Origin of the sequence: Streptomyces lacaronensis (assembly GCF_047337785.1) — a bacterium.
Taxonomy (GTDB): Bacteria; Actinomycetota; Actinomycetes; order Streptomycetales; family Streptomycetaceae; genus Streptomyces; species Streptomyces lycopersici.
Map to the genome: position 1 here is coordinate 9,515,424 of NZ_JBLHDK010000003.1, position 25,836 is coordinate 9,541,259.

General features: G+C 67.6%; 20 protein-coding genes and 5 pseudogenes. 12 read left to right on the forward strand and 13 right to left on the reverse strand.

The features are described from left to right. Positions 1-52: 52 nt before the first annotated feature. The gene (locus tag ACMTAK_RS41435; RefSeq protein WP_413810899.1) at positions 53-1,303 is read left to right on the forward strand and encodes a M20 family metallopeptidase; all 1,251 of its coding nucleotides are present in this window, start codon (positions 53-55) and stop codon (positions 1,301-1,303) included. Positions 1,304-1,585: 282 nt separating this feature from the next. Here ACMTAK_RS41435 and ACMTAK_RS41440 read toward each other — a convergent pair. After that, a pseudogene (locus ACMTAK_RS41440) lies at positions 1,586-1,815 on the reverse strand (hypothetical protein); the annotation flags it as partial. A gap of 181 nt (positions 1,816-1,996) precedes the next feature. On the opposite strand from ACMTAK_RS41440, the gene ACMTAK_RS41445 reads away from it, so the two are divergent. From ACMTAK_RS41445 to ACMTAK_RS41460, 4 genes and pseudogenes are all read left to right on the forward strand, one after another. Further along, the gene (locus ACMTAK_RS41445; RefSeq protein ID WP_413810900.1) at positions 1,997-2,845 is read left to right on the forward strand and encodes a zinc-binding dehydrogenase; all 849 of its coding nucleotides are present in this window, start codon (positions 1,997-1,999) and stop codon (positions 2,843-2,845) included. Between the two features lie 424 nt (positions 2,846-3,269). Then, positions 3,270-3,410: pseudogene (locus tag ACMTAK_RS41450) on the forward strand (succinyl-CoA--3-ketoacid-CoA transferase); the annotation flags it as partial. 240 nt (positions 3,411-3,650) lie between these two features. After that, positions 3,651-5,639 carry a SpoIIE family protein phosphatase gene (locus tag ACMTAK_RS41455; protein ID WP_413810901.1) on the forward strand — a complete coding sequence of 663 codons (1,989 nt, stop codon included), beginning with the start codon at positions 3,651-3,653 and terminating at the stop codon, positions 5,637-5,639. 575 nt (positions 5,640-6,214) lie between these two features. Further along, the gene (locus ACMTAK_RS41460; protein WP_413810902.1) at positions 6,215-7,117 is read left to right on the forward strand and encodes an integrase core domain-containing protein; all 903 of its coding nucleotides are present in this window, start codon (positions 6,215-6,217) and stop codon (positions 7,115-7,117) included. 20 nt (positions 7,118-7,137) lie between these two features. Here the strand turns inward: ACMTAK_RS41460 and ACMTAK_RS41465 are convergent. Next, a pseudogene (locus ACMTAK_RS41465) lies at positions 7,138-7,601 on the reverse strand (integrase); the annotation flags it as partial. A 108-nt stretch (positions 7,602-7,709) separates the two neighbouring features. On the opposite strand from ACMTAK_RS41465, the pseudogene ACMTAK_RS41470 reads away from it, so the two are divergent. The 4 genes and pseudogenes from ACMTAK_RS41470 to ACMTAK_RS41485 all read left to right on the forward strand — a co-directional run. Beyond that, positions 7,710-7,868 (forward strand): annotated as a pseudogene (locus ACMTAK_RS41470) (transposase); the annotation flags it as partial. 66 nt (positions 7,869-7,934) lie between these two features. Beyond that, the gene (locus tag ACMTAK_RS41475; protein ID WP_461773848.1) at positions 7,935-8,222 is read left to right on the forward strand and encodes a transposase; all 288 of its coding nucleotides are present in this window, start codon (positions 7,935-7,937) and stop codon (positions 8,220-8,222) included. Positions 8,223-8,350: 128 nt separating this feature from the next. Further along, a complete protein-coding gene (locus tag ACMTAK_RS41480; RefSeq protein ID WP_413810903.1) occupies positions 8,351-9,043 on the forward strand; it encodes a response regulator transcription factor in 693 nt (230 codons plus the stop codon). Continuing rightward, positions 9,040-10,491, forward strand: a complete 1,452-nt coding sequence (locus tag ACMTAK_RS41485) for a HAMP domain-containing sensor histidine kinase (protein WP_413810904.1) — start codon at positions 9,040-9,042, stop codon at positions 10,489-10,491. Before ACMTAK_RS41480 ends, ACMTAK_RS41485 begins: the two co-directional genes overlap by 4 nt. A gap of 204 nt (positions 10,492-10,695) precedes the next feature. Here the strand turns inward: ACMTAK_RS41485 and ACMTAK_RS41490 are convergent, their stop codons facing one another. From ACMTAK_RS41490 to ACMTAK_RS41500, 3 genes are all read right to left on the reverse strand, one after another. Continuing rightward, complete coding sequence (locus ACMTAK_RS41490; RefSeq protein ID WP_413810905.1) at positions 10,696-12,846, reverse strand: MMPL family transporter; 2,151 nt, start codon at positions 12,844-12,846, stop codon at positions 10,696-10,698. An 86-nt stretch (positions 12,847-12,932) separates the two neighbouring features. Then, positions 12,933-13,229, reverse strand: a complete 297-nt coding sequence (locus tag ACMTAK_RS41495; protein ID WP_413810906.1) for an aromatic-ring hydroxylase C-terminal domain-containing protein — start codon at positions 13,227-13,229, stop codon at positions 12,933-12,935. Beyond that, positions 13,226-13,357, reverse strand: coding sequence for a hypothetical protein (locus ACMTAK_RS41500; protein WP_413810907.1), 132 nt, complete (start codon positions 13,355-13,357; stop codon positions 13,226-13,228). Before ACMTAK_RS41500 ends, ACMTAK_RS41495 begins: the two co-directional genes overlap by 4 nt. A 64-nt stretch (positions 13,358-13,421) precedes the next feature. On the opposite strand from ACMTAK_RS41500, the pseudogene ACMTAK_RS41505 reads away from it, so the two are divergent. The 3 genes and pseudogenes from ACMTAK_RS41505 to ACMTAK_RS41515 all read left to right on the forward strand — a co-directional run bounded on the left by ACMTAK_RS41505 (position 13,422) and on the right by ACMTAK_RS41515 (position 17,392). Further along, positions 13,422-13,979, forward strand: a pseudogene (locus ACMTAK_RS41505) (DUF4158 domain-containing protein). Positions 13,980-14,020: 41 nt separating this feature from the next. Further along, positions 14,021-16,849 (forward strand): Tn3 family transposase, encoded by a 2,829-nt coding sequence (locus tag ACMTAK_RS41510; RefSeq protein ID WP_413810908.1) that lies wholly within the window; start codon positions 14,021-14,023, stop codon positions 16,847-16,849. A 348-nt stretch (positions 16,850-17,197) separates the two neighbouring features. Beyond that, positions 17,198-17,392, forward strand: coding sequence for a hypothetical protein (locus ACMTAK_RS41515; RefSeq protein ID WP_413810909.1), 195 nt, complete (start codon positions 17,198-17,200; stop codon positions 17,390-17,392). A gap of 386 nt (positions 17,393-17,778) precedes the next feature. Here ACMTAK_RS41515 and ACMTAK_RS41520 read toward each other — a convergent pair whose 3' ends face one another. From ACMTAK_RS41520 to ACMTAK_RS41555, 8 genes are all read right to left on the reverse strand, one after another. Continuing rightward, positions 17,779-18,198: a VOC family protein gene (locus ACMTAK_RS41520; RefSeq protein ID WP_137977003.1), complete on the reverse strand. Its 420-nt coding sequence runs from the start codon at positions 18,196-18,198 to the stop codon at positions 17,779-17,781. 16 nt (positions 18,199-18,214) lie between these two features. Then, positions 18,215-19,483, reverse strand: coding sequence for an MFS transporter (locus ACMTAK_RS41525; protein WP_413810910.1), 1,269 nt, complete (start codon positions 19,481-19,483; stop codon positions 18,215-18,217). After that, positions 19,480-19,953 carry a cupin domain-containing protein gene (locus ACMTAK_RS41530; protein ID WP_413810911.1) on the reverse strand — a complete coding sequence of 158 codons (474 nt, stop codon included), beginning with the start codon at positions 19,951-19,953 and terminating at the stop codon, positions 19,480-19,482. The genes ACMTAK_RS41525 and ACMTAK_RS41530 overlap by 4 nt, the downstream gene beginning before the upstream one ends. Next, positions 19,916-21,778 (reverse strand): FAD/NAD(P)-binding protein, encoded by a 1,863-nt coding sequence (locus tag ACMTAK_RS41535; RefSeq protein ID WP_413810912.1) that lies wholly within the window; start codon positions 21,776-21,778, stop codon positions 19,916-19,918. Before ACMTAK_RS41535 ends, ACMTAK_RS41530 begins: the two co-directional genes overlap by 38 nt. After that, positions 21,775-22,629 carry an N-acyl homoserine lactonase family protein gene (locus ACMTAK_RS41540; RefSeq protein ID WP_413810913.1) on the reverse strand — a complete coding sequence of 285 codons (855 nt, stop codon included), beginning with the start codon at positions 22,627-22,629 and terminating at the stop codon, positions 21,775-21,777. The genes ACMTAK_RS41535 and ACMTAK_RS41540 overlap by 4 nt, the downstream gene beginning before the upstream one ends. Further along, the gene (locus tag ACMTAK_RS41545) at positions 22,626-23,963 is read right to left on the reverse strand and encodes a KamA family radical SAM protein (protein WP_413810914.1); all 1,338 of its coding nucleotides are present in this window, start codon (positions 23,961-23,963) and stop codon (positions 22,626-22,628) included. Before ACMTAK_RS41545 ends, ACMTAK_RS41540 begins: the two co-directional genes overlap by 4 nt. Before the next feature lie 476 nt (positions 23,964-24,439). Continuing rightward, positions 24,440-24,742: a hypothetical protein gene (locus ACMTAK_RS41550; protein ID WP_413813158.1), complete on the reverse strand. Its 303-nt coding sequence runs from the start codon at positions 24,740-24,742 to the stop codon at positions 24,440-24,442. Beyond that, positions 24,705-25,742 carry a LuxR C-terminal-related transcriptional regulator gene (locus tag ACMTAK_RS41555; protein WP_413810915.1) on the reverse strand — a complete coding sequence of 346 codons (1,038 nt, stop codon included), beginning with the start codon at positions 25,740-25,742 and terminating at the stop codon, positions 24,705-24,707. Before ACMTAK_RS41555 ends, ACMTAK_RS41550 begins: the two co-directional genes overlap by 38 nt. Between the last annotated feature and the right edge of the window lie 94 nt (positions 25,743-25,836).

Below are 25,836 nucleotides of genomic sequence, written 5' to 3' on the forward strand. Positions count from 1 at the left end.
GCACACCCCCCGTTCCACCATCCACCGCAACCGAAGGACACCCCGTCACACCATGAGCAGCACCCTCCACCCCGACCCGCACAGCGCCCTCGACCTGCTGCGGGACATGATCCAAGTCGACAGCCGAACCGAGACGCCCGGGGAAGGCGAACTCGCCCGGCGCCTGGTGGACCGCATGAGCGACGCCGGCCTGGAAACAGAGTTGATCCCGGTCTCACCCGGCCGCTTCAACGCGGTCGGACGGCTGCGCGGCACCGGCGGCGGGGAAAGCCTGATGTTCAACGGACACCTGGACACCAACCCGCTCACAGAGGGCTGGACCGTCGACCCCTGGGGCGGGGTGACCGATGACCGCTTCGTGTACGGGCTGGGCGTGTCGAACATGAAGGCGGGGTGTGCCTCATACCTCGCCGCCGTGGAGACGCTCCTGGCCCACGGGACACGGCTGCGCGGCGATGTCGTCCTGACCTTCGTCGTGGGCGAGCTCCAAGGCGGCGTCGGAACGCTGAAGCTCATCGACGAGGGACTGAGGGCCGACCACTTCGTCAACTGCGAGCCGACGGATCTCAACGCCCTGACCCTGCACGCAGGTTCGGTGGACTTCAGCGTCGAACTCACCGGTGCTACCCGCCATCTGTCCAAGCGGGAGGAGGCGGTGGACGCCATCATGGCCGCCTGCGAGCTGATACCCCGGATCAACGCCATGACGTTCGCTGGCGCGGCGAACGCCGAGCACCGCTCGGTGAACCGGGCCAACGTCGGTGTTATCCGCGGCGCCCTGTCCCGGGAGTTCAATGAGACCAGGCCCCCGCAAGTCGCCGACATCGTACGCCTGTCGGGGGCCGCCCGGTTCGCCCCCAGCCAGAACCCGGAGGATGTCTTGGGAGACATCCGAAGCCTGATCGAGACCGAGCTGCTCCCCCGCTTCCCCGGCCTCGGAGCCGAGGTCGGGCGGCACGGCCCGGAATCCGCAAAGCCCGACTTCCCACCCTTCGCCGCCGACCTGGACTCAGCGGTGGTCCGCGCCGTCGCCGCCGCCCACCACGAGGTACGCGGAACCGATCAGGCCAACGGCCCGCTGGCGCCCTACTGCTTCTACGGCAGCGACGCGGGACATCTGATGCACTCGGCCGGCATGTCCGGAGTCGTCTGCGGTCCGGGCGGACGCTACAACACGATGCCGGACGAGCGTGTCGACATCGCCGACTACCTGGACGCGGTCCGCATGCACCTCGCCACCATGCTGCGCCTCTGCGGACCCGCGGACACCTCCAACGGCCACAGCGGAGCGGCACGGCGGTGAGGAGGGGCCCGCCGCCCTGGTGGCGTTTCGTCCTCGGCGGTCAGGCTTCAGGGCAGGTGATGTAGTTCAGCGGCTCCGCAAACCGTTGACGCACCCGGCTACGAGCAGGTCCATCCGCCCCGCAGGCGGTCGTGGTACCGCCTGCTCGCGACCCATCACGCGCTCATGCTGAACAGCCCAACCGTCACCGATGCGGGAACTCCTCGGACGTCGGCGCAGGACAGGTGGCGGGACATCAGTGCTGGTGCGGGTCGGCGCTGTCCCCACCCTGCTCGCCCCCGCGCGGTGGCCGCCCTCTGGCGGGCCGCCCATCGTGCGGAGCATGGCGAGTCCGCCGGTCCGTATGAACCGTATGACCAGGGTTGCGGCCAGGAGCAGGAACGCGATGTTGAGCCAGCCTCCCTTCCACAGCACCACCGCCATTGGCACATTGCCGATGGAGCACACGAACGACGCGATGGCCACGAGCGGTCCGACCAGCGGGCCCACAGCTTCGCGGTGAGCGGGTGGCCCGCCGCGTGCGGCCTTCACCTTTCCCGCGGGATCATCGCTCCGGTCCGCCGACCCGACGACTATCCACCGAGAGGCAGAACATTCCTCACACCGTGTGGGCCGGACGTCCTGTGTCTCGGCTGCACAGGGGCAGCTGGTAGCCCGCGATAAAGTAGCGCAGCTGGCCGATGAAGTAGGTCCATGCACCGGTGGCTCGCCGACGTAGGCCGCGTCTGCACCACATGCCGGTCATGCCGTGACGGATACCTGACCACCTGTGAAAGTTTCTGCTTCACCGGCTACTTCGGGTTCACGCCGTCCTCACCCCAACTGCTCGACCGCTACCCCGGTGGCCTCGCCGAGTACATGATCGCCCCGCAGTACGCCCTGGTCAGGCTGCCCGACGATCTCGCATTCGAATCAGCCGCCCGGTTCGGCTACCTCGGCACCATGTACGCCGCCCTGCGCAAGCTGGCCCCGGAACCGGGCAGCCCCCTGCTGATCAACGGCATCAACGGCATCCTTGGAATCGGCGCGCTGCTCGCCCCGCACATGGGAGTGACCAAGATGTACGGCACCGGACGCGATCGCGCCCTGCTCGACCGTGTCCAGGCCCTCTGTCCGTGCCGCATCGAGACCCACTCCCTGCACGACGGTCCCGTCGACGAGTGGATCGCGGAGGAGACCGGCGGCCGAGGCGTCGACATGTACATCGACACCCTCGGCCCCGGGGCGTCCCACAGTACCTTCCTCGGCGGAATACGGTCTCTGGCCCGCGGAGGGCGCGCGGTCAACATCGGAGCGATCGCCGGCGACGTGCCCATCGACGTCCACTCCATGATGGACCAGGAACAGTCCCTCATCGGCTCATGCTGGTTCACGCCCAGCGAGGGACAGGCCATGTCGGACCTGACCGCGGTCCACGCGCTCGACCTGCCTGTGTTCGAACACCGCCAGTACCCCCTCGACGCGGTCAACGAGGCGATCTCCCAAGTCGACAACAGCGGAGCGGGCGGCTTTACCAACTTCGTCGTCTGCCCAGCGAGCTAGCGCCCCAGTCACGCTTCTCCATTTGCCCTGGTCAGGGGCCCTGTTTTGGGACACATGCCGACCTCCGGTCTGGTGGCCATGACCTGCCGGTCCGGGGACGGGGAATATCCAGAAGTCGCCGCGCTTCTCCCACGATGAGGAGAACGAGGGTGGTCGGACGTTTCTCCGGCCCCCCTTTCGATGGGCTGGGCTGCCACCGCGGCCAGGAACGCGTGGGCAAGCATGGCCATACTGATCCAGGCCGTACTCGTGCCGCACTCGTTCTTCACGGTCTGGTCGAGTAGGACCGCCGCATTGCTGCGGCGGTCCCCCTCAGAGGGTGGGGCCCATTGTCCGAGCACACCGCTCAAGCAAGCCCCGAGGGCTCGCAGGCGTGCGAAGGTGCTGGCTTGTGTCTGACGTCGCCCGGCCCAGTAGTCGGTGAGGGCTGACCTGGCGGTACGCCGCCGACGGCGGCGTCGCCCCGGCTTCGCTAGCCATCGAGATCCGTGCCTTCGACGGCCGCGAGTACGTGCTGGAGTGCGGTTTCACCACCGACTACGCGCTGGTCCGGGCCGCCCTCGGTTAACGCCATGGCAACCTCGTTCGACTCAGTCGGCACATCCGCCTCCCCACCATGACGAGATCCGTGCACTGGTCAGCTACTGTTGGTTCGGAAAGGCCCGACGGTGGGAAGCCCACCGGGTGGCGATGTGGCATCTGAGGATGCGACCGCATGAGGGATTCGGACCGCGACACGCAGCAAGGGCGGGCAGGTCATCAGCAGCCGACCCTGCCGGGGGCGCACCTACGAACGCTCCGCGCCATGAGCGACGGATTCCTGACCGTCGACGGTGACTGGAGGATCACCTTCGCCAACGACGCGGCCGAACGTCTCCTGGGTAAGGGCCGGTCCGTCGTCGGGACCGTCCTGTGGGAGGTCGCCGGGAGCCGGTTGTCTTCCTTGGAAACACAGTGCCGGCGGACCCGCGCCGAAGGCAGACCGACTGGTTTTCACCTGCGCTGGCCGGTCGGCCGGCGCCTGTACCACGTACGGCTCGCGCCCGCCCCCGGCGATGGGCTGGCGGTTTCCTTCGCCGATGTCACCGACGAGAGTCCGCCGGACGGGCTGATGGCGGACGTACGTACGGACCGGATGAGCGAACTGACGTTGGCGCTCGCTGAAGCGGTGGCATCCGCGGACGTGGTCCGGGCCGTCGCGGAGCACGTCCTGCCGCCGTTCGGCGCCGCTGGTCTGATCGTGGAGTCCCTTGAGGAGGGTTATCTCCGCGTGGTCGGTTCCGTGGGATACACCCAAGATTTCCTGCGCCGCGTCGATGGACTGCCACTTGCGGCCAACAGCGCGGTCACCGATGCCCTCCGCACCCGTATCCCCCGGTTCATCGAGTCGCCCGCCGACTTCGTCAGTCTGTACCCCGAACTCAAGGCCGTGGTGATGGCGTCACCGAAGCAGGCGTGGGTATTCCTGCCCCTCATCGCCTCCGGGCACGCCGCCGGGTGCTGCGTCGTCTCTTTTTCCCGCCCCCGGTCCTTCAGCGAGGACGAACGCACTCTGCTCACCGCCGTCAGCGGGCTGGTCGCCCAGGCGCTGGAGCGGGCCCGTTTGTACGATCTGGAGCATGCCCGTGCGCGGGAACTCCAGCGTGGCCTGCTTCCTACGGCTCTGCCCTCTGCTGCCGCGGTGTCCGCTGTTGCCCGCTACCTGCCCGCAGGCAGGGGTGACGCCGTCGGAGGGGACTGGTATGACCTCATCCAGCTCTCGGGAGACAGGGTGGCCCTGGTGGTCGGTGATGTCATGGGGCACGGCATCACCGAAGCCGCCACCATGGGGCGACTGCGCACGGCGGTGCGCACGCTCGCCGATCTGGACATGGAGTCGGACGAACTGCTCGGCCGCCTGAACGAGCTCATCCGCGATCTCGGCCCCGACGTCTTCGCCACCTGCCTGTACGCCGTGTTCGACCCGGTCACCAGGGTCTGCTCCTACACACTGGCCGGGCATCCTCCGCCGGTCGTTGTCCATCCCGACGGCACGGTCCACTGCCCCGTCGGGACTGTCGACCCGCCGCTGGGTGCCGCCGAGCCGCCCTTCACCCTTCACGACCTGCACCTGCCGGAACAGAGCCTGCTGGTGCTCTGCACCGACGGCCTTGTCGAGTCCGCGGCCCGGGACATCGATCAGGGGCTGGCGCAACTCCAGCAGATCCTGGCCTCCGCCGTAGCCGGCGCCTCATATTTCTCCACCCCTCAGAACGACGACGACACCTGTCGTCTCGACCAGCTGTGCGACACAGTGGTCTCCGCGCTCCTGCCGAACGGTGAGCAGACGAACGACGACGCCGCCCTGCTCATCGCCCACACCTGGGGAACGCCCGCCGGCCATGTCGCCTCCTGCCCCCTGCCCGAGGATCCCCGCGCAGCGGGTCAGGCCCGTGACTACGTCCGCGAGCAGCTCACCGCCTGGGGACTGGACGACCTGACGATGACCACCGAGCTGCTGGTCAGCGAATTGATCAGCAACGTCGTCCGGCACGCCACGGGCCCGTTGCGCCTGCGCCTCCTGCTGAGTCGGTCACTCATCTGCGAGGTCTACGACGGGAGCCTCACCACACCCCGCATCCGCCGCGCCGGGTACGCCGACGAAGGCGGCCGGGGCCTGCAACTGGTAGCCGCACTCTCACAGCGGTGGGGGACTCGCTACCTCCGCGACGGCAAGTGCATCTGGGTGGAGCAGGACCTTGTGGATGGCGAAAAATACGTCCAGCCTGCTGAGAAGTGTGTTTCTGCCTGGTGAGCTGCAGCGCGTGCGGTGGGGAGTTTGGGCCTGTGCTGGGTGTGACTTCGGGCGTATACTGTGCATATGTGACGCCCGGTCATGATGCCAGATCCCAGGCACCTCGGGACGCAGAGGCCGAAAAGGGCGGATTCCTTTACTCGGCTGATTGCGCGTCAGCGTGACCTGGGAGGACGGACCGGAGTACGCCGCTCAGGCTGGGGGTCAAGGGGTCGCAGGTTCAAATCCTGTCGTCCCGACCAGCGTTTTCGCAGGTCGAAGCCGTTTCTGCGGGTAGCGGGGGCGGCCTTAACCGTTTCCGGGCAGGGAGCGACGGGGAGCCCTCTGGGAGCCCTCGTGCTCCCACCTCGCAGACGTGTCAACGACGCCCGATTCGTCCGTCACCCGATCCGGTCGACCTACAGCGCCGTACCGAGTCCCTGCGCGCCGTCGTCAACCGAATGCCCCCGAGATCACCCCATCGATCCGGATGCTCTCTGCATCGAGAGGCATAAGGGCCCCTTGACAGCTCTCGACCCCCTGTCGTATGGGGAGCACGGTCTCGTGCTCCCCATACGACAGGGGCGAGGCGCCCGGTGGGCGACCCCGGCGGGCCCGTTTCCCTGCTGGCCTGGCACCGCCGTCTGGTGCGCTGGAAGTGGCGCCAGTCGGCGGTCGGACCCGGTCGGCCACCGCTGGCGGAAGAGACGGTCGCGCTCATCCAGCGCCTGGCGAGAGAGAACCCGAGCTGGGGATACGTCAGAATCCAGGGCGAACTTCGACGGATTGGCCATCGGGTCGCCGCCGCCACGGTCCGGCGCGTCCTGCGCCGCCCCGGCCTGCCACCCGCACCGCAGCGCGCCTCCGAGCAGACCTGGCGCTCCTTCCTCCGTTCACAGGCTCACACGCTGCTCGCTTGCGATTTCATGCACGTGGAGACTGTCTTCCTCAGACGTCTCTATGTCTTCTTCGTCATGGTGATCTCCACCCGGCGCGTTCACGTCCTGGGTGTCACCGCCCACCCGACCAGCACATGGGTCACCCAACTTGCCCGCAACCTGCTCATGGACCTCAAGGAGAGGGCTGGGCGCTTCCGGTTCCTCATCCGCGACCGGGACAGCAAGTTCACCGCCGCATTCGACACCGTCTTCACCGGCAACGGCACAGCCGTCATCCCGACACCGCCGCAAAGCCCACGGTCCAACGCCTTCGCCGAACGATGGATACGCACAGCCCGTGCAGAATGCACCGACCGCCTCCTCATCACCGGCGAACGGCACCTGCGTACAGTCCTGACCAGGTACGCCGAGCACTACAACACCGGACGAGCCCACCGCAGCCTCGACCTACGAGCCCCAGACGACCACCCGAACATCATCCCCCTGCCCGCCGTCACGGTCAGGCGCAAGCAGGTACTCGGCGCACTGCTCAACGAATACCACACCACGCCACCCCGACCGCCTCACCATCCACAGGAAACGCCCAGCTCAGCAGCCTGATCGGAATATTGACACCCTTCAGGGATGCCGTGCTCGCGGAGGATCTCCCAGACGGTGGAGGCGGCGACCTTGATCCCCAGTGCTGCGAGTTCGCCGTGGATCCGGCGATACCCCCACAGGCATTCTCCCTGGCCAGGCGCAGGACCAGGGCGCGGATCGACCGTAGGGTGCGCGGGCGTCCGCGTCGCCTGGGTACGCAGGTTGCGGCATGGCGTCGTCTGAGCAGTTCGCGATGCCAGTGCAAGATGGTCTCGGGGCGGACCAGCAGCAGAAGGTGCCGCAGTCTGTCTTTGGGGAGGTGATGGAGCAGGCCGGCGAGGATGGCACGGTCGCTTCGGTGAAGCTCGGCTTGCTGACGCTGCAGGACAAGCAGTTGGTGCTGGAGGACGAGGATCTCGATGTCCTTGTCTCGGTCGCTCGTCGGCAGGAGGCGTAGGAACGCCAGGGCGTTGGTCGTGGCGAGGTGGTCCAGGCGCAGCAGCACGACAGATCATGATGCCGCCCCGGCCCTTTGCGGGTGAAGGCACTTGGGCGAATGTCGAGGAGAACCGAAGATCCGTGATCAGGCTCCCGACCTGCGTGGATGATTTGTCGGCACCCGCAATCCTTCGCCGCTCTGTGCGGTGTCAGCCCGGTCGAGCAGTCCTCCGGAAAGACCCGCCGTCGGCGATTGAACCGCGGTGGCAACCGCCAGGCCAACGCTGCCCTTTACCGGATCGTCGTGACACGCATCCGCTGTGATGCGCGCACTTGTCGCCCGCGAGATCTTCCGGCAGATCCACCCGACGGCGACCTCCGTTGCCGCATCTTCTGCCACTTGACGCGACATAGGGGCATCCTCAACACCCACCTGACCGCCGGTATGCGTCATTACGTCGCCGACCGTGACTGGCTCACCGTCTTCCAAATGCCGCCCTACGCACCCGACCTCAACCCAGTCGAGGGCCTCTGGTCCGTCCTGCGACGCACCAGCCTGGCGAACCGAGCCTTCGCCGACCCCGACGACCTGATCACCGCCGTCCGGCGAAGTCTACGCCAACTCCAGTACCGCCACGACGTCCTCGACGGCTGCCTCACCGGAACCGGCCTGCGCAAACCACCATGACGACATCACGCATTCAAGGTCAGTAGGTATCCGTAAGAGCGCGGTCCCCAGCGACGCTCTAATCCTGGTCTCAGGTTGATCGGGGACAATGAGCGGCAAAAGCACCGACTGGAAGGGGGCGGGCCGGCGTGCGGATCATGATCGCGGATGATGAAGCGGCCATCCGTGGGTCGCTGGAGCGGGTGCTCCAGGTCGAGGGTTACGACACCAGCACCGTCGCCAACGGTTTCGCCGTGCTCGACGGGGTCGGTGGGGCCGACGGTGACACGCTGGATCTGCTGATCCTCGACGTGATGATGCCCCGCCTCGGCGGGTTGGAGACCTGCCGGCGGTTGCGGGCCGCGGGTCGGGATCTGCCGGTGCTGATGCTGACCGCCCGTGACCAGGTCTCCGACCGGGTCACGGGGCTGGACGCGGGCGCCGACGACTACCTGCCCAAGCCGTTCGCCACCGAGGAGTTGCTGGCCCGGGTGCGGGCCCTGCTGCGCCGGCGCACACCGACCGACGAGGAGTCGCAGATCCTGTCGTTCGCCGACGTCCGGCTCGATCCCGACAGGTTCCAGGCGTGGCGGGGCGGGCGGCCGCTGCGCCTGACCCGGACCGAGTTCTCCCTCCTACAGGTCCTCGTGTGCAACGCGACCCGGGTCTTGACCCGCGACGCGCTGTTCGAGGCGGTCTGGGGCTTCGACATGAGCGCCACCGCCAACAACCTCCAGGTATACGTGAGCTACCTGCGCCGCAAGATGGAGGCCGAGGGTGAGCCGCGATTGATCTACACGCTGCGCGGCCTGGGATACACGTTGCGGGAGACTCCTCCGTGAGCAGGCCCGCCGGCCGGGAACCGCGCCGGCTGACCCGATGGTGGCGCCGGCGGTCCCTGCGGAGCAGGCTGACGGTGATCGCGGCGACGGCCATCGCGGTCAGCGTGTTCGTGGCCTTCCAGGTGGCCAGCGAACTACTGGGCTGGGAGCTGCAGGACACCGCCGAGAATCAGCTGCGCGCCGACTCCCGCGTCCTGGCGACGAACGCACAGCGCGCCGGTCTGGCGCAGGTCCAGCTACCGCCGTATCCCGGATCCGGTCGGCTGGTGCGGGTCATCCTGCCCGACGGCTCGACCCGGACGCCGGCCGGCCAACCCGCGCTGCCCCCGGTCAGCGAGCACGCCGGGCGCGTGGCGCAGGGCGCGTCGGCCGACCTGATGGAGTCGAACGACAGCGACGAGGACGGCTACCGCATCTACACTCTGCGGGCGGGCGACGGCGCGGTCCAGGTGGCTCAGGTCGCCGATGACAGCCCGATCAACCAGTTCGGGTTCGGCATGCTGCTGATCGGGCTGCTCTGCGTGGTCGGCGGCACCCTTGTCGGGCGGACCGTGGCGCGGACCGGACTGGCACCGGTCGACCGGCTGACCGCGGCAGCGGTACGTGTCGCGCACACCCGGGATCTCGACGCCGACATCCCGGATGAGGGCGGTGGGGAGATCCGGCGGCTGATCCAGTCGATCAACGACATGCTCGCCGCACTCCGGGACTCCCGGCAGGCCCAGCGGCTGCTCGCCGAGGACGCCGCCCACGAGCTCAAGACCCCGCTCACCAGCCTGCGCCTCAACGTCGAGCTGCTGATCCGGCTCGATCGGCGCGGCACCCTGGACAGCGCACTGCCGGCGGAGAGCCGGACCCGGCTGCTCAACGATCTCGGCGCCCAGGTGGCCGAGTTGAGCACCCTTGCCGCCGAGCTGACCGACCTGGCGCGCGGTGACGTCAGCGACGAGAGCACCGAGCTGCTCGACCTCGCCGACGTGGTGGTGGCCGCCGCGACGCGGGCGCGTTCCCGCGCACCCGACGTCGAGGTCGCGCTCGACGTGACCTCCGTGTGGGTGAGCGGGCGTCCCGCTGCGCTCCAGCGGGCGGTGCTCAACCTCATCGACAACGCCGGCAAGTGGTCCCCCGCGGACCAGCCGGTCCAGGTCCGGCTCCGTGCCGAGGGCGCATCGGCGGTGCTCGAGGTCGACGACGCCGGGCCGGGCATCGACGCCGCCGACGTACCGCGGGTATTCGACCGGTTCTACCGTGCCGACAGCGCCCGGGCGTTGCCGGGATCCGGTCTGGGGCTGTCGATCGTGCAGCGGGTCGTCGACGCCCACGGCGGCCGGGCCACCGTCGCCCGCTCCGCACGCGGTGGCGCGCTGCTTCGGGTCGACCTTCCGGCCGCGGCCCCGCCCGCCCCGATCGCGCGGCTCACCGCCGGGGATGACACCGCGGTGCACTGACCCGCCCCGGCGGCGCGGCGCAGGACAAGGGACGGCGGCCCTCGGGCATGGCCCCGCACGGCTCACCGTCGGGGCAGGACACGGCGCGCCGACCCCAGCCCCGGCCGCACGGCGCAGGACCAAAGGGCGGCGGCCGTCGGGCCCATGAAAAAGATCCGGGACGGGCCTGGGTCCCCGTCCCGGATCTCGTCCGTGCCGCCGCGCTCACCGTTGCAGCGCGGGCTCCTCGTCGTCGCCGAGCGACTGTTGACCGTCCGGCAGCTCCGCCGCTGGACGGGACAGCCGGCTCGGCCACCAGATCCGCCGGCCGATCAGCAGGGTGAGGGCGGGCACCAGGACCGACCGCACCAGCAGGGCGTCGAGCAGCACGCCGAAGGCGACCAGGAACCCGACCTCGATCAGCATCACCAGCGGAAGTGTGGCGAGGACCGCGAACGTGGCCGCCAGGACCAGGCCTGCCGAGGTGATGACGCCACCGGTGGCGGAGAGGGCTTTGAGCATGCCCTCTCTGGTGCCGAGACGCACGGTCTCCTCCCGGGCCCGGCTGGCCAGGAAGATGTTGTAGTCGACGCCGAGCGCCACCAGGAACAGGAATGCCAGCAGCGGCACCGAGTAGTCGACGCCCTTGAACCCGAGGATCGTGTCGAAGACGAACACGCTGCCGCCGAAGGCTGCGGCGAATGAGACGATCACGGTGGCCATCAGGACCAGCGGGGCCAGGATCGCGCGCAGCAGCAGCCCGAGGACGACCAGGACGACGGCGAGCACCAGCGGGATCACCAGCTTCTCATCGCGGCTGGTGGTCACCTCGGTGTCGAGGTTCTCCGCACTCGGCCCGCCGACGATCGCCTCCGCCCCGCTCACCGCGTGCACGGCGGTGCGCACCCGCTTGATCGTGTCGTACTCTGCGACGGTGTCCGGCGCGTCCGTCGGGAACACGGAGATGTCGGCCCAGCCACGGCTGGTCTGCTCCGGGATGGCCAGGGCCACACCGCGAGTGTCCTTGACGATGTCGAGCACCCGCTCCTGGTGCGCCGGCCGCGTGAAGATCGTCATCGGCTGGCCGCCGAGCTCCGGGAAGTGCTGGCGGAGAACGGTGAAGCCGGTGACCGACTCCGGCGCGGACAGGAACTGGTCCTGCTCCCGCAGGGCGCCGGTGTTGCCCGCCAGCCCGATGGCGAGCACGCCGAGGACTCCGAGCGAGCCGAGCGTCGCCACCCACCGGCGGCGGCTGATGGCGGTGCCGAGCCGTCCCCACAGCCCCGGCTTCTCCTCCACGGCCGTGCTGAACCGCGGGATGGCCGGCCAGAAGATCCGCCTGCCGAGCACCACGAGCACCGCCGGGAACAGCGTCAGCATGGCCACCAGCGCGCACAGGATGCCGGCCGCACCGATCGGGCCCAACCCGCTGGTGCTGTTCAGGTCCGCGACGAGCAGGCAGAGCAGGCCGGCGACCACAGTGGCCGCGGACGCGACGATGGCCGGCGCCGCGCCGCGTAGCGCGTGGACCATCGCGACCCGGACGTTCTCATGGTGGTGCAGTGCCTCCCGATATCGAGCGATGAGCAACAGCGCGTAGTCCGTGCCGACGCCGAATACCAGGATCGTCAGCAGCGCCGAGTTCTGGTCGTTGACCACGATGCCGAAGCCCTTGACGAGCAGGTAGACGGTCCCCATCGAGGTCAGTGCGGCCGCGCCAACGGCCACCAGCGGGATGATCCACAACACCGGGCTGCGGTAGGTGAGGATGAGCAGGAGCGTGACGACGACGATGGTGGTGAGGAGGACCTGCACGTCGATGCCGTCGAAGACGGCATCCATGTCGCCGTCGATCGCGCCCGGGCCGGTCACGTCGAGTTCCAGGCCGGCGGGGCGGTCCTTCGCGGCGTCACGCAACGGGCCGACGATGGCCTCCGGTTCGCCGTAAGCCGTGCTCACCTCGAGGGTGAACATCATCGCCTTGCCGTCGGTGGAGCGTCTCGTCGGTGAGCCCTCGTCGTCCTCGCCGGCCGCCGCCGTCGCCTTCGGCGGATACCGCTTGGCAAGGGTGTTGTAGTGGCGCTCGACCGTCGCGCGGTCGGCGTCGGTCATGCCGCCGGCGCGGTGGTACACGAAGACGAACGTGTTGTTGTCACCGTCGGGGAGACTGTCCTCCAGCACCGCCACCTTGGTGGACTCGGCACTGGCCGGCAGGGTGTCCACGGCGCTGTCGGTGGTGACCGAGCTCAACTTTCCACTCAGCGGCACCATGCCCGCCGCCAGCACCAACCACAAGCCAATCACCAACCACGGCACCCACCGGCCTGCCAACCGACCGGCCGGCGCTTCGCCGGACGGTGCTGCGTTGACTGCCATCACTAGCCTCCTACATACGGGTTACATCGCTTATCTGGATGCCGACTTCGTACCGAGCGAACCTGAGACGACTGTTAATGCGGTGCTCAGGCCGGTTGGCCGAACCATGTGTTCAGCGCACGCACCAGCGTGGTGGCGTCGAGGTCCCGCCCGGTAGGCAAGGCCCAGGCGACGAGGCCGTCGGGCCGGATGAGCAACGCGTCGACGTCCACCCGGTCCGTGTGGGCGGTGACGGTGTTGACCCGTCCGGTCCCCGCGGCCGCGGCGTCGCCGGCCTCCGCGCGGTCGACGAGGTCGAGCAGGAGCCCACGACCCTCACGCAGCAGGTCCGCCGACCGGGTCACCGCGGTGACGACGTCCGGGCTGGGCCGCTCCAGCGTCAACTCATGTCCGGGCACAAGGTGCCGACGAGCCGGTGGTCGTCGCCCAGGTCGTACCGGACGTCCATGCCGGCGAGCATGTCGGCGACGTACCGGTGGGCGTCGTCGAGGTCCATCAGGTCGGAGAACAACGGACCGCCGTCACGTGCGGAGCTGGAGCGGTATTTCTTCCTGGATGACTCGGATCTGGAGAAAGTGCAGGCCAAACGGCGCTCGCACAACCGGCTCGGGTTCGCCGTCCAGTTGACGAGCGTGCGCTACCTGGGCCGGTTCATGCCGGACCCGCGGCAGGTGCCGGCGGAGGTTGCCGAGTACCTCGCTGAGCAACTGGGGATCGAGGATGCGTCGTGCCTGTAGGAGTACGGCGAGCGGGACGGGACGGCCCGTACACACGCTGGAGAGATCCAGGAAGCCGGAGGCTGGCGTGACTTTGCCGTGGTGCGCGACGAGCTTAGCGAGTGGCTGGATGCGCGGGCCTGGACGACCGGCGACGGGCCGAAGTCGCTGTTCGACGCGGCGGCCGGGTGGCTGCGTGAGCGCCGGGTGCTGCTGCCCGGGGCGAGCCGTCTGGCCCGGTTGGTGGGCACGGTTCGGGAGGCGGCGAACAACCGGCTGTGGGACACCCTGTACGGCCTGCTGAGCATGGGCCAGCAGGCGGTGCTGGACTCGCTGTTGTCCGTTCCGCAGGGTGCCCGGATCTCGGAGCTGGACCGGTTGCGCCGGGGGCCGGTGCGGATCTCCGGGCCCAGATGAAGTGGGCGCTGGAGCGAGCACAGGAGATTGCAGCCTTCGGGATGAGCGAGGTGGACGTGTCCGCGATACCGCCGCGGCGGCTGGCGGAGCTGTCGCGGTACGGGCCCGATGGCAAGGCGTCGCTGCTCAGGCGGCACGGTGACTCCCGGCGTCTGGCCACGCTGCTGGCCACTGCGGTCTACCTGACGTCCCGGGCGGTCGATGACGCCCTGGACCTCCTGGAGGTGCTGATCGCGACGAAGCTGCTGTCCAGGGCGGAGCGGGAGACAGCGAAGGAGAAGCTGAAGACCCTGCCACGCGTGGAGAGGGCGTCGGCGAAGCTGGCCGCCGCGTTCCAGATCGTGTTCGACAGCACCAGCGAGCAAGTCGACACCGCCACCGGGGAGATCACCCCGCCCGAGGTCGAGACGCTGGAGGCGATGTGGGAGCGGATCGAGCAGGTGGTGCCCCGGCACGAGTTGGCGGCGGCAATCGCTGCGCTGTTCGAGCTGACTCCGCCGCTCGACTCGGATGCGGACGAGGCACGGCGGACCCAGTTGGTCACGCGGTTCGCCGTCGTACGGCTGTTCCTGAAGCTCCTGGTGACAGTGGTCGACTTCGACGCTACACCGGAGGGCCTACCGGTCCTGAAGGCATTGAAGTCGCTGCCGGACCTGATGGGGCGCAAGAAGGTCGGGCCCGCCGAGATCGACACGGGCCTGCTCACGGGCTCCTGGCGGCGTCTGATGCTGTCCGCGCCGCACCTGGAGCCGGGCACGGTGGACTGGAAGGCCTACGCGTTCTCCGTGCTGGAGCAGGTGCACCGGATGCTGCGCCGACGGGAGGTGTTCGCGAAGAACTCCTCCAAGTGGGGCGATCCTCGCGCGAAGCCGCTGGAGGGGGACGCGTGGGAGCAGGCCAAGCCCAGCGTGCTCGCCTCGCTCGGGCTGCCCGCCGGGGCGGCGAGCACCTGGCGGCACGGGCCGCGCTGCTGGACGGCACCTACCGCGAGGTCGCCGCACGGGTGCCGGCGAACTCGCAGATCGTGTTCGACGACGACGGCCGCCCTGCACTTCGCCGCGCTGGAGCCGGAGCCGGAACCCGCCTCCCTACGCCAGCTGCGGGAGGCGGTGGAGGCGATGCTGCCCCGTGTCGACCTGCCGGAGGCATTGCTGGAGGTGTTCTTGTGGACCGGCGCCGACCAGGCGTTCACCTCGGTCACCGGCGGTGAGGCCCGGCTGAAGGACCTGCACATGACGATCGCCGCGCTGCTGGTCGCGCACAGCTGCAACGTCGGCTACACCCCGGTCATCGGGGCCGCGGACGCCCTGAAGTACGGCCGCTTGTCCCACGTCGACCAGACGTATCTGCGGCTGGCGACGTATCGGGCCGCGAACGTCACGCTGATCGACTGCCAGGCGTCGATCCCGCTCGCGCAGGCGTGGGGCGGCGGCCTGGTCGCCTCCATGGACGGCATGCGGTTCGTCGTGCCCGTGACGTCGGTCTACGCCCGGCCGAACCCGAAGTACTTCGGGCGCCGGGGCGGCGCCACCTGGCTGAACATGATCAACGACCAGGCGGCGGGGCTGGGCGGGAAAGTGGTGGCCGGCACCCTGCGCGACTCCCCGTACGTGCTGGACGTCCTCTACGACCGCGACGGCGGCAAGCGCCCCGAGATGATCGTCACCGACACCGCGAGCTACAGCGACATTGTCTTCGGCCTGCTCACCCTGGCGGGATTCGCGTATGCGCCGCAGCTAGCTGACCTGCCGGATCAGAAGATGTGGCGCACCGACCGCACGGCCGACTACGGCGCCTTCCAGGACGCGGCCCGTGGCCGGGTCGACCTTGCCAGGATCGAACGGCACTGGGAGGACATCCTGCGGATCATCGGCTCCATCCACACCGGCGCCGTGCGCGCGCTCGGCGACGCGATCGCCCACTCCGGGCGGATCGCCAAGACCCTGCACATCCTGCGCCTGGCCGACGAGCCCGGCTACCGGCGGCGGATCAAGAGCCAGGCGAACCTCCAAGAGGGCCGACACTCCCTCGCCCGGAAGATCTTCCACGGTCGCTCCGGGCAGCTCTACCAGCGCTACCAGGACGGCATGGAGGACCTGTTGACCGAACTACTGAGAAGTGAGCCGACGAGGCCCCGCAGCTCGACGCACGGTGACGATAGCGACCCGCAGCCCGGCCAGGCTGCTGCCGAGGCCGCCCCGCATCGCCGTCCTGATGTGCTGTCATCACGAGTCGTAGAGACCACGGTGACTCACGGAGGATCAGGTGCAGGAGAGTGCAGAGTTACGGGACGTCACGGCCCTTGCGGTGCCAAGGGTCGGCCGGGTCGAGGAGACCGGCAACCCACCCCTTCCGTACCGATTGCTCGACGCGGACGGGGCCGAGGTAGCGGCAGTCAGCGAGTTCCTGCGCGACATGCTCGCCAACGACGACAGCCCGACCTCTCTCCGCTCGTACGCGTACGAGTTGCTCGCCTGGTTGCGATTCCTGTGGGCTGTCGATGTGCCGTGGGAACGGGCAGGCCGGGCAGAGGCCAGGCACTTTGCCCTGTGGCTGAAGAAGGTCAAGAAGCCGCCGCGACCACGTCGCCCGGACGCTCCGGCGCCCGGGTCGGTCAACCCGGTGACCGGCAAGCGGTACGCGGGCGAGAACTACGCTCCCCGCACACGGCGCCACGGGAGGGCGGTCGTCCGCAGCTTCTACGAGTACCACCGCGAGATGCACGGACGCCCGCTGCTGAACCCGTTCCCGAAGACGAAGCGTGCCGAGGACGAGCATCTCAACGCCCACCACAACCCGATGCACGCCTTCAAGCGCCCGGCCCCCTACCAGCCCAGAGAGCCCAGGCGAACCCCGCGCGGCATCCCTGACCAGGCGTTCAACGAACTGTTCGCGGCTCTGCCCTCCCACCGCGACCGCGCACTGGTCGCCTTCTACATCTCGGCCGGCCCGCGCGCGCCGCAAAGCCCCACGGGCCAACGCGTTCGCCGAACGATGGATACGCACAGCCCGGGCAGAGTGCACCGACCGGCTCCTCATCTCCTCCGGCGAACGCCACCTGCGCACGGTCCTCACCACGTACGCGGAGCACTACAGAGCGGGTACCACGCCATGGCACCCCGGCTGCCTCATCATCCACAGGAAACGCCCAGCTCATCAGCCCAAATGGAATATTGACACCCTTCAGGCGCGGTCAGTTCGCTGGGATGATGCCTTCCGTGATCGTGTCCTTGTTGTACCAGGTGACCCGGAAGCTGTTGACTGTTCCATTGGTGCTCCTCCGTTGCGAGACGGTGAAGGACGCGGAACTGCTGGTGCTGCGGCACGAGAACGCTGTCCTGCGCCGCCAGTTGGTCGGACCGGTCCGCTATGAGCCGCCGACCGGTTCTGGTTTGCAGCCTTGTCCGGGCTGATACCCCGACGCCACTGGAGTGAGATCTTCCCTGTCGCCCCCGGCACCCTGCTTGCCCGGCATCGCAGGTTCCTCGCCGCGAAGTGGGACTACACCGCGCGCCGGCATACCGGACGCCCACCCATTGCCCTCGGCAGGCGGTTGTACGCGCTGGCGTTCCTCGAGAGCACGGCACCCGGCGGCTACACGAACGAGGCTCACGCCCGCCGGAGCCCGGGAACCTGGCACCCACCAGGCGCGACAGCCGGGCCTCCAACCTGCCCGCGGCCAGGCCGGACAGCCGAAACGGCCCGCCGGGCAATCCGACGGGCCGTCACGAAAGGGTCAACGGCCAGGCCAAACGAGCGAAATCAACGGTGTTGACGCTGGACCCGCTCCGCAGGTGAGTCAGGCCGTTGCGGCGTCGCGCTCGACGAGCTGAAACTGAATCCCCTCCGAGGTGTCGGGCCGGGAAAAAGCATTGAGGTTGCCGTCGATCGCCACGGGCTGAGGAGCGACGAATTCGACGCCGAGGCCACGAAGCGTCTGCATGATCTTGGTGATGCTGTCGTCGACCTCGACTGCGATGTGCTCGATGCGAGCCTTGTCGCCGACGCGGTCGCCGAGACGGCGTCGACGGGCCTCGCTGGTGGTGGGTTCGATGAGCTCGATACGAGCCCCGTCACCCACCCGGTAGAACGCGGCTTTTACATTGCGTTCGGGCAGCTCGCGTTCGAACTCGAGGTTGAGACCGAGGCTTTCAAGGAATTTCTTCGCACGGAGCAGGTCGTGGACCACGACACCGATATGGTCAATGCGCTTGAGCATGAGCGTATGGGTCCCTTCAGGAGGTCTGCGAAGCGATGGGGTTCGGGGCGGCCTGAGTGCGGTGCAGTTGGGTAGCCGTCAGAATCAGAATGACCACCAGGAAGAGCCAGCCGACCGTGTAGCCGGTGGCGCCGACGAGCGCGCCGAACAACGGTGGCATGGTGGCGGCGATGACCTGATTCAGGGTGATCGCGAAGCTGATGGTGGAGGCGACCGCATGCTGGGGGGCGATATCGGTGATCTGTACGAGGTAGAGCGGGTACCAGCCGACGCTGAGCAGGCCCAGCAGCGTGCAGAGCGTGTAAGCAAGCACGCGAGGCGAGCCGGGGGTCAACGTGCTGAGCGCGGTGATCGGGATCGTGGAGAAGGCGAGAAGCCACTTCAGCGAGCGCATCCGCATGCCGGGCCAGAAACGGTCACTGATCCAGGCGAGACCGATCCGGCCGGCGATCCCGGCAGCCTGGGCCACCGAGTACATGAAGCCGGCCGTGACAATCGGGATGCGTAGGTGATCGTTGAGGAAGATCAAGATCTGCACGGAGAACACGTACTGGAACGCGGCCAAGGCGAGTCCGGCGATGAGAAGCGAGCGGACAGCCCTGTCGCGCACGAGGCCGAGGATCAAGCGGCGCAGGTTCACCGGCGTCTTTCGCGCACTCGTCGTGGCGTCACCCGTCTGGCGGTAGAAGGTGGCGAAGACCACGCCGCCGAGGATGCCGGCCGCTCCCTGGACGATCATGGCTGCGGTCCAGCTGCGGTGCAGGGCGACGGCGGGCAGGATCGCCCCGGCGATGGAGGCGCCGATGGGCAGACCGGCTTGGCGTATACCGGTGGCCATACCTCGTAGGCCGGGTTCGAACCATCGGGTGATGGCTCGCTGCCCGCCAGGCAGAATAGATCCGTAGAAGGCGCCCATCACCAGGATGCACAGCAGCAGCACAGGGTAATGGCGACCCGCGGCCGCGGCGATGAACGCCGTGACGCCCATGGCGATCATTGTAAGAGAGACGACCCAGCGCTCTCCGTAGCGGTCGATGGCCCGCCCGATGATCAGCATCGAGGCGATCGGCCCGGCCTGGATCGCCGTGGCTGCGAGAGCGGCGGTGGCCGCGGACAGGTGGTAGGTGTTCTTCCAGAACGGCAGCAGGACACTGACGCCGGAGTAGACGATCGAGCCGGAAGTCAGCGCGGTAACGGCGACGGCGAGCACGACCCACTTGTACGAGCCCGCTGAGTGGGCAGCTCGCTCGGCGGGCGCCACCTCGCCGACCTCTTGCGCGGTCACGCGCCGGGCTCCGACTGCCTGGAGGCCAGGTTCCCCAGCTCGGCCAGCAGCGGGATGTTCATCAGGTTCAGCAGGACGAGGTTCTGGCTCGTGGGGTTGTCGAAGTGGTGCAGCGACCAGGCCGGGACGAGCAGAAGGTCCCCGAGGCTCAGATCGGTTGTCTCGCTGGTGTCGTGGAAGGTGACCGTGCCGGTGCCGGCTTGCACGACGAACAGGTGATACCAGGTATGCGCGTGCGGGGTGGTGTTCTTCCCGGCGGGGATGACCTGGTAGGCGACGGCGACATCACGGATGATTTCGGCGCTGCCGTTCGGCAGAGACAGGGCGAGCGTGCCGCGTTCGGGGTGCTCTGTGTCGCTGAGCCGGCCGGCGGTGTCCGCCCACCGCCACATCACCGGCTCGGGCAGCAGGGTGTCGTAGCGCTTTTTGAAGTCAGGGTATGGAAACTGACTGCCGCTGCCGATCGGCACGGGAATCATCCTCCTCGAGGATCGTGAGTTGCTGCCACATGTCGCACACGGCGGCGTTCGCCTCGTCCGTGAATCGCGACTTCTGCCCGTCCCTGGGCAGGTAGTACGTGTAGTACCGCGGCCCTTCGACGGGGTATCCGACAGCCCATACACCTGTGAGCGGCGTCCCGGCCTTGGCGATGACGCGGCCGCTGGGCGTAATGTCCACACCGCCCGGCTCGTAGGAGCCGTTGCGATAGGGACGGATCAAACCGCGTGCCAGCAGGCGGGCGGTCAGCGGGGAACTGTCCGTCTCGGGGTGGAACAAGTCCAGGCGCGCCGCCACTAAGGCGTCGGCGTATCGGACGGTAGGGCCGTCGGTGAAATGGGTTTCAACGGTGAACCGGGCCGTCTCAGGGTCGGGGATGATACGGCAGCCCGGTCCTCCGGCCAGATCGACCACACCAGCGTTCATCAGGGCGAGAAGTTCGTAGTTACGGCGGCGGGGTGGCCCGAACGAGATCCTGTTCATGAGCGGCACCCATCGGGTGTTGAACACCCGATGCGAATCCGGTGTCAGGCCGGAGAACTCGACGGCCTCGCGCAGGCTGGCGCGGATGTCCCGGATGGCGTCGGTGGCAGCTTTGACAGGGCTCGTCCGGTTGCCTTCCTCGGCGTGCTCCAGGTCCTCGGTGACGAACGCCGTGAAGAAGGCGCGGAAGGCGTCCAGATCCCTGAAGCTCTTGCCGGCCAGCGGGTCGACGATGGCGTCGACGGCGGCCTGATCGGCCGCTGTGAATTCGTACTGGGTGGGCCGGATATGACCTTGCTCCAGCGTGGAGCGGTAAACGTAGCCCATTTCCCGACGTAGGAGCGGCACGGCTTCCGCCTCGAAGTCGATCTGCGCGCTGCCGCGCTTCCGCCTCGCGTGCTCACGCAATCTGCGTATGGCCTCGAGGGTGAAGAAGTGCGGCTGGTAGGCGCCGGCGAGGCCCTTCTGGTTGATGCCGCGTGCGGCGGCGGGCAGGCACTGACGGGAGAACAACAGGATGCTCGGCTCACGCCCGCACGGTATGTAGCGCATGTCGTGGCCGTCGCCCTCGAAACGTCCGCCCCTGCCGACGGTGAGGTGAGCGATGACGTCGTGGGCGGTCAGCCCGAAACCCTGCACGGCCACCGTGGCCCCGGGAGCGATGCGCCCAAGCTTGTCGACCGGGTAGCAGTCCGCCAGGTAGGCGAGGCGGTCATTGCGGCCTTGGTGTTCGCTGACGAAATTCTCGAACCGGATGTCCTCGTCGGTGGGGGTGCGTCGGGAGTGCCCGGTGGCGAGGAACAGGAAATCGGAGGGAATCTCGTAGCCGTTCTCGGTCCGCACCACGTACCTGCCGGACGGGGAGAGCTCCTCCATGTCGATGGCGCGAGCCCGGTGGTGCACCACTCGCACGCTCGTGGGCAGCGAGCTGAGGGTGTGGTCGGACGCGAAGGAGAGATACTCACCGAGCAAGCTGCGCGGCAGGTAGTCGTGTGGCCCGATCGGCTCCCCGCCTGCCTCGCCCGTGCGGTAGTAGCCACCTGCGAAGCGGCGGTAGCCAACCTGCTGGGCCCAATCGGTGAACGACGGGCCGCCACCGCCGGGGAACATGGTGAGCTGGCTGGCGAGCGTGTTGGTGAGCAGATGGTCGGGCTGCCGGTTGGAGTGTGCTCCTTGCCCGGTGTCGCCGGGGTCGACAAGGTGGACGTTCAGCTCAACGCCCTCGGGGAGCTGGTGGGCTCGCTGGGCGATGTGCTGGAGGATGCCGAGGCCGCGCGGCCCCAGCCCGACGATCGTGACCTGAACAGCCCTCAAGGGATCACCCGCTCGCGCAGTTCCAGCGCCGCCGGGTCGGTGTACGGGGCTATGGGTTCCTCGTGCAACCGCACCCAGCGGGTGTCGTCCTCTACCTGGGGGAAGCGGGTGGCGACCTGAGGATCATGACCGGGGATGATGTGGTCGACGCCGTCCGCCAGATCTTCGACGGTCTCGTACGCCTCGACCATGGAGGCGAGGTGGTCGAGAATCGGGAACGGGGCCCGGCGACGGATGTTTGCCCACAGGTGCGACGAATCGCTCGCCAACACGACCCAGCCGCGCTTCGTGTGAACGCGTACTACTTGAAGGCCGGGGGTATGTCCAGGGGCCGGGTGCACCTCGACGCCGGGCACAATCGTAGCCGGGCCCTGGTGCAGGGTGAGGCGCTCGTCGAACAGCAGCCGAATCGCCGCGTTCACATCTTCTGCCTCGAAGGGGCGGCGGGGTGCGGCTTGGCGCATGGCGCGGCTGGTGCAGAACGCGAGTTCCGGCTCCTGGAGATGAACGCGAGCCGTGGGGAAGGCGGCGAGGTGACCGGCATGGTCCCAGTGCATGTGCGTGATCAGCAGATGCGACACGTCGGTGGGATCGATGCCGAGACCGGCCAGGGCCTCGACGGGGTGGTGAAGTTGCTCGCGGCCACGCCGCGCACCCGTGTGCGCGGTAAACCCGGTATCGACGACGATCACCTGATCCTGACCTCGGATGACCCAGATGTAGAAGTCGAAGCCGGCCGGAGTGTCCGTGGCGCAGGGGTCGTCGGCGAACAGGAAGTTCTCCCGAGCGAGTCGCCCCGTCTGAGTCCCGAACCTGAGCGCGAGAAGTTCGTGGGTTGGCGGCCGGTTCATGCGCCCACCACCGTCAGTTCGCGAGCCTCGGGGGCCGGGAGCGGCAGTTCGTCCTCGAAGAAGAACTTCTCCGCCCCGAACGCCGGGACGAGCTGGTCGAACCAGGTCGCGTCCGGATCGTACGCGGCGTAGAACGGCCGACGCGCCCAGTCCGCGTGACGTCCCTGAAGGAGCTGAAGGGCGAACACCTTCTCGCCGCGGATGGTGGGGGTGCCGTCGATGAGAACCTTGCCCGGAAACGCGCTCATCGACGGGCCGCGCACGGTGCGGGCGAGGCCGGAGACCCTCTGGTATGCGTCGCGGAAGACCTCGTACGCCCTCACCAGGGGAATCTCGAAGTAGGAGCGGGCGCCGGTATCGCGTTCGACGAACATGTAGTACGGGATGGCGCCCAGCCGCACCCCGGTCGTCCACAGCTCCCGCCACGCCTCGGCGTTGTCGTTGATGTGCCTCAGCATCGGCGACTGGAGGCGCATGTTCGCACCTGTGGCGATGATCCGTTTCAGGGCGGTCTGTGCGATGTCAGGGCGCAGCTCGGCGGGGTGGTTGTAGTGGCCCATGATCGCCAGGTGCTTACCAGCGGTGACGACCCGCTCGAACAGCCGGATGAGTTCGTCGGCATCCCGGTCGGTGACGAACCTTTGGGGCCAATAGGCGACCGATTTGGTGCCGATCCGGATGTTCTGGATGTGTTCGAACTCCGGTGTCAGGAGTGGTTCGATATAGCGGGCGAGAGTGTTTGTCCGCATGATCAGCGGGTCGCCGCCGGTGATCAGGACGTCGGTGACCTCCCGGTGGCGAGCGAGGTAGGCGGTCAGGCCCTGGGCATCCTTGGCGGCGAAGGCGAGTTCGCCGTCGCCGACGAACTGCGGCCAGCGGAAGCAGAACGTGCAGTAGGCATGGCAGGTCTGCCCGTGTTGAGGGAATAACAGTACTGTCTGGGAGTATTTGTGCTGCATCCCTGACATTTCCTTGCCGTCCAACTCAGGTACGTTGTGGGTTTGCTGGCCGGCCGGGTGGGGGTTCATCTGCTGGCGGAGCTTCCCCGCGTGAAGCGCGATCTGCCCCTTGTCGCCAGCGGCGATGACATCCCGCAGGGTGGCGTAGTCGGTGTCGTCCAGCATGGCCCGGTGGGGGAAGTTCAGCCGGAAGATGGGGTCGTCCGGGATGTTGTCCCAGTTGATGAGTTCGTCGAGCACGTACTGATTGGTGCGGAACGGAAGAACCTGGGAGACCACAGTGACGGCCTCGCGGAGTTCCCCAGGCACCCGCGCCCATTGCGGGGCGCGTTGAATAGTTTTTTCATTGTAGGGCGTGAACTTGCCGACACTCAATTCGAGTCCCTTTCCCTGTTCGAAACCGAGCGGTGTGGGCGAGCATCAATCCGAACCCTCCACTCCCGGCCGAGATCATCCTCCGCGGTTCCGGAAGCGTGCGCTGCTTGAGGGTTCACCACGTCGGGAGCAGTGGCGGCAACTCAGGTCACAGCTACTGCCGCACATGCCATGCCGACGATTGCTATTGCGGTTTTATGCACGACCATCCTCAGGTCGCACTTATGGGCGAAGTTGGTCACCAGGCATACCGTCCGGTGCACCACGATCCTGCTTGAACAATGAGACACCTGTCGCGGTCGCAGGTGATCGTGCGTGCGACTGGCGTAAGCCCGCCATAGGGCAAAAGCAGTAATTCGGTACCAATCGGTCCACCGCCCTCAACGTAAATACAACAAGGTCGGGCGTGGCCCGGCCTTGTTGCGCTCGTTGTCGAATGTGATCGCTGGTTCAGCGGTAAGTGGGGCCGATGCGGATCACGGTGTCGTTCGGATCGCTGCCATAGGGGGAGTGGCCCTGGCCGGCGCGACGGCGATGCCGGCTTCGGTGGTCAGGCGCACCACGGCGCGGGCGCTGCCGTCGAGGACGCCGAGAGCGAGGAGGTAGCCGCCATTCGGCCGTGTCCACGTGGCGAGCCGGTGCCATCGAGTCGCTCGCCGAAGACGCGGGCCACGGTCTCGAACTTCGACGCATTGCGATCTGGTCGACGCTAACAGGCAACTACCGTGCGAATCGCCGAATTTACTGTTGGGCGCGCTTCTCGTGGAGGATGCCGAGATCGCGTAGCAGGTAGCCGGCGTGGAGCCGGTTGTGGGCCCCGATACGGCGCAGAACTGCGGCCAGGTGGCGCTGGAAGGTGCGTAGGGAGATACCGAGACGCTTGGCGACAACCTTGTCGTCGTAGCCCTCGACGAGCAGTTCCACGATCGCCGTCTTCATCTCCTCCGAGCTGAACAGCATCTGTTCCCGCTCATAGGCGAGCGGGAATGGCAGGGCTTTGTCCCAAGCCCGCTCGAAGGCGCCGATCAGGAAGTGGATGACGCTCAGGTCACGTATGAGCAAGGCACCTTTGGGGTTTCCAACCAGCTCGACGAGGGCGACTTCGCGGTCGAAGACGATGAGCTGCATGAACACTTGTGTAACAACGCGGACTTCGGCGCCGTGCTCGACAAGCAGCGAGACGTGGTCGACAGTGGGCTGATGAAACTGCGCCGCGTACGGATAGAGCGTACGCGTGCGTACACCACGCTCAAGCACGCCTACGGCACGGTCCGTTGCCTCCTTGAGAACGGGTTCGGGGCGAGGGCCGCCAGGTTGAGAGACGAGGATCTCCCTGGTAGCGCGGGCCGAGAGTTCGGACACGGTCAGGCGGACGGCATCCACATTGTCGAGACGGTGCAATGAGTGTTCCCTTACGTCTTTCATGACGCTTTTCTCGTAGACGGGAAGCAGATCCACCAGTTGCGCGCTCACTTCGTTGATCGTCGTCTGCCGTTCGCGCAGTTCCCGGATCGCCGGCAAAAGAAGTTGGGTGAAGGCGGTGGCTGGCGCCACGGGTACGAGGCGAACGGGGTCTCCGGGCTTGCCGGTGAGCACCTTGAGCTGGAGCAGCCTGTCGATCGCCTGTCCGGCCTCATCGGGCGAAGCGTCCGCAAGTTGCAAGAGTTCGTTGCGGGAGACGCTTTCCCGGGCGGCCGCGAGGGCATACAGGGCGACCATCAGACGACTGTCAGCGTTGGTGGTTTTGTCGGCTTCCAGGTTTATGGGGCACGTGGACATGACTATGTTCCCCTTTCGGGAATTGAAGACCGTCCTAATAAGCCAACAAGATCACCAACAGCCACTAACGGCGCAAGAGCGCGAAACCGTCACT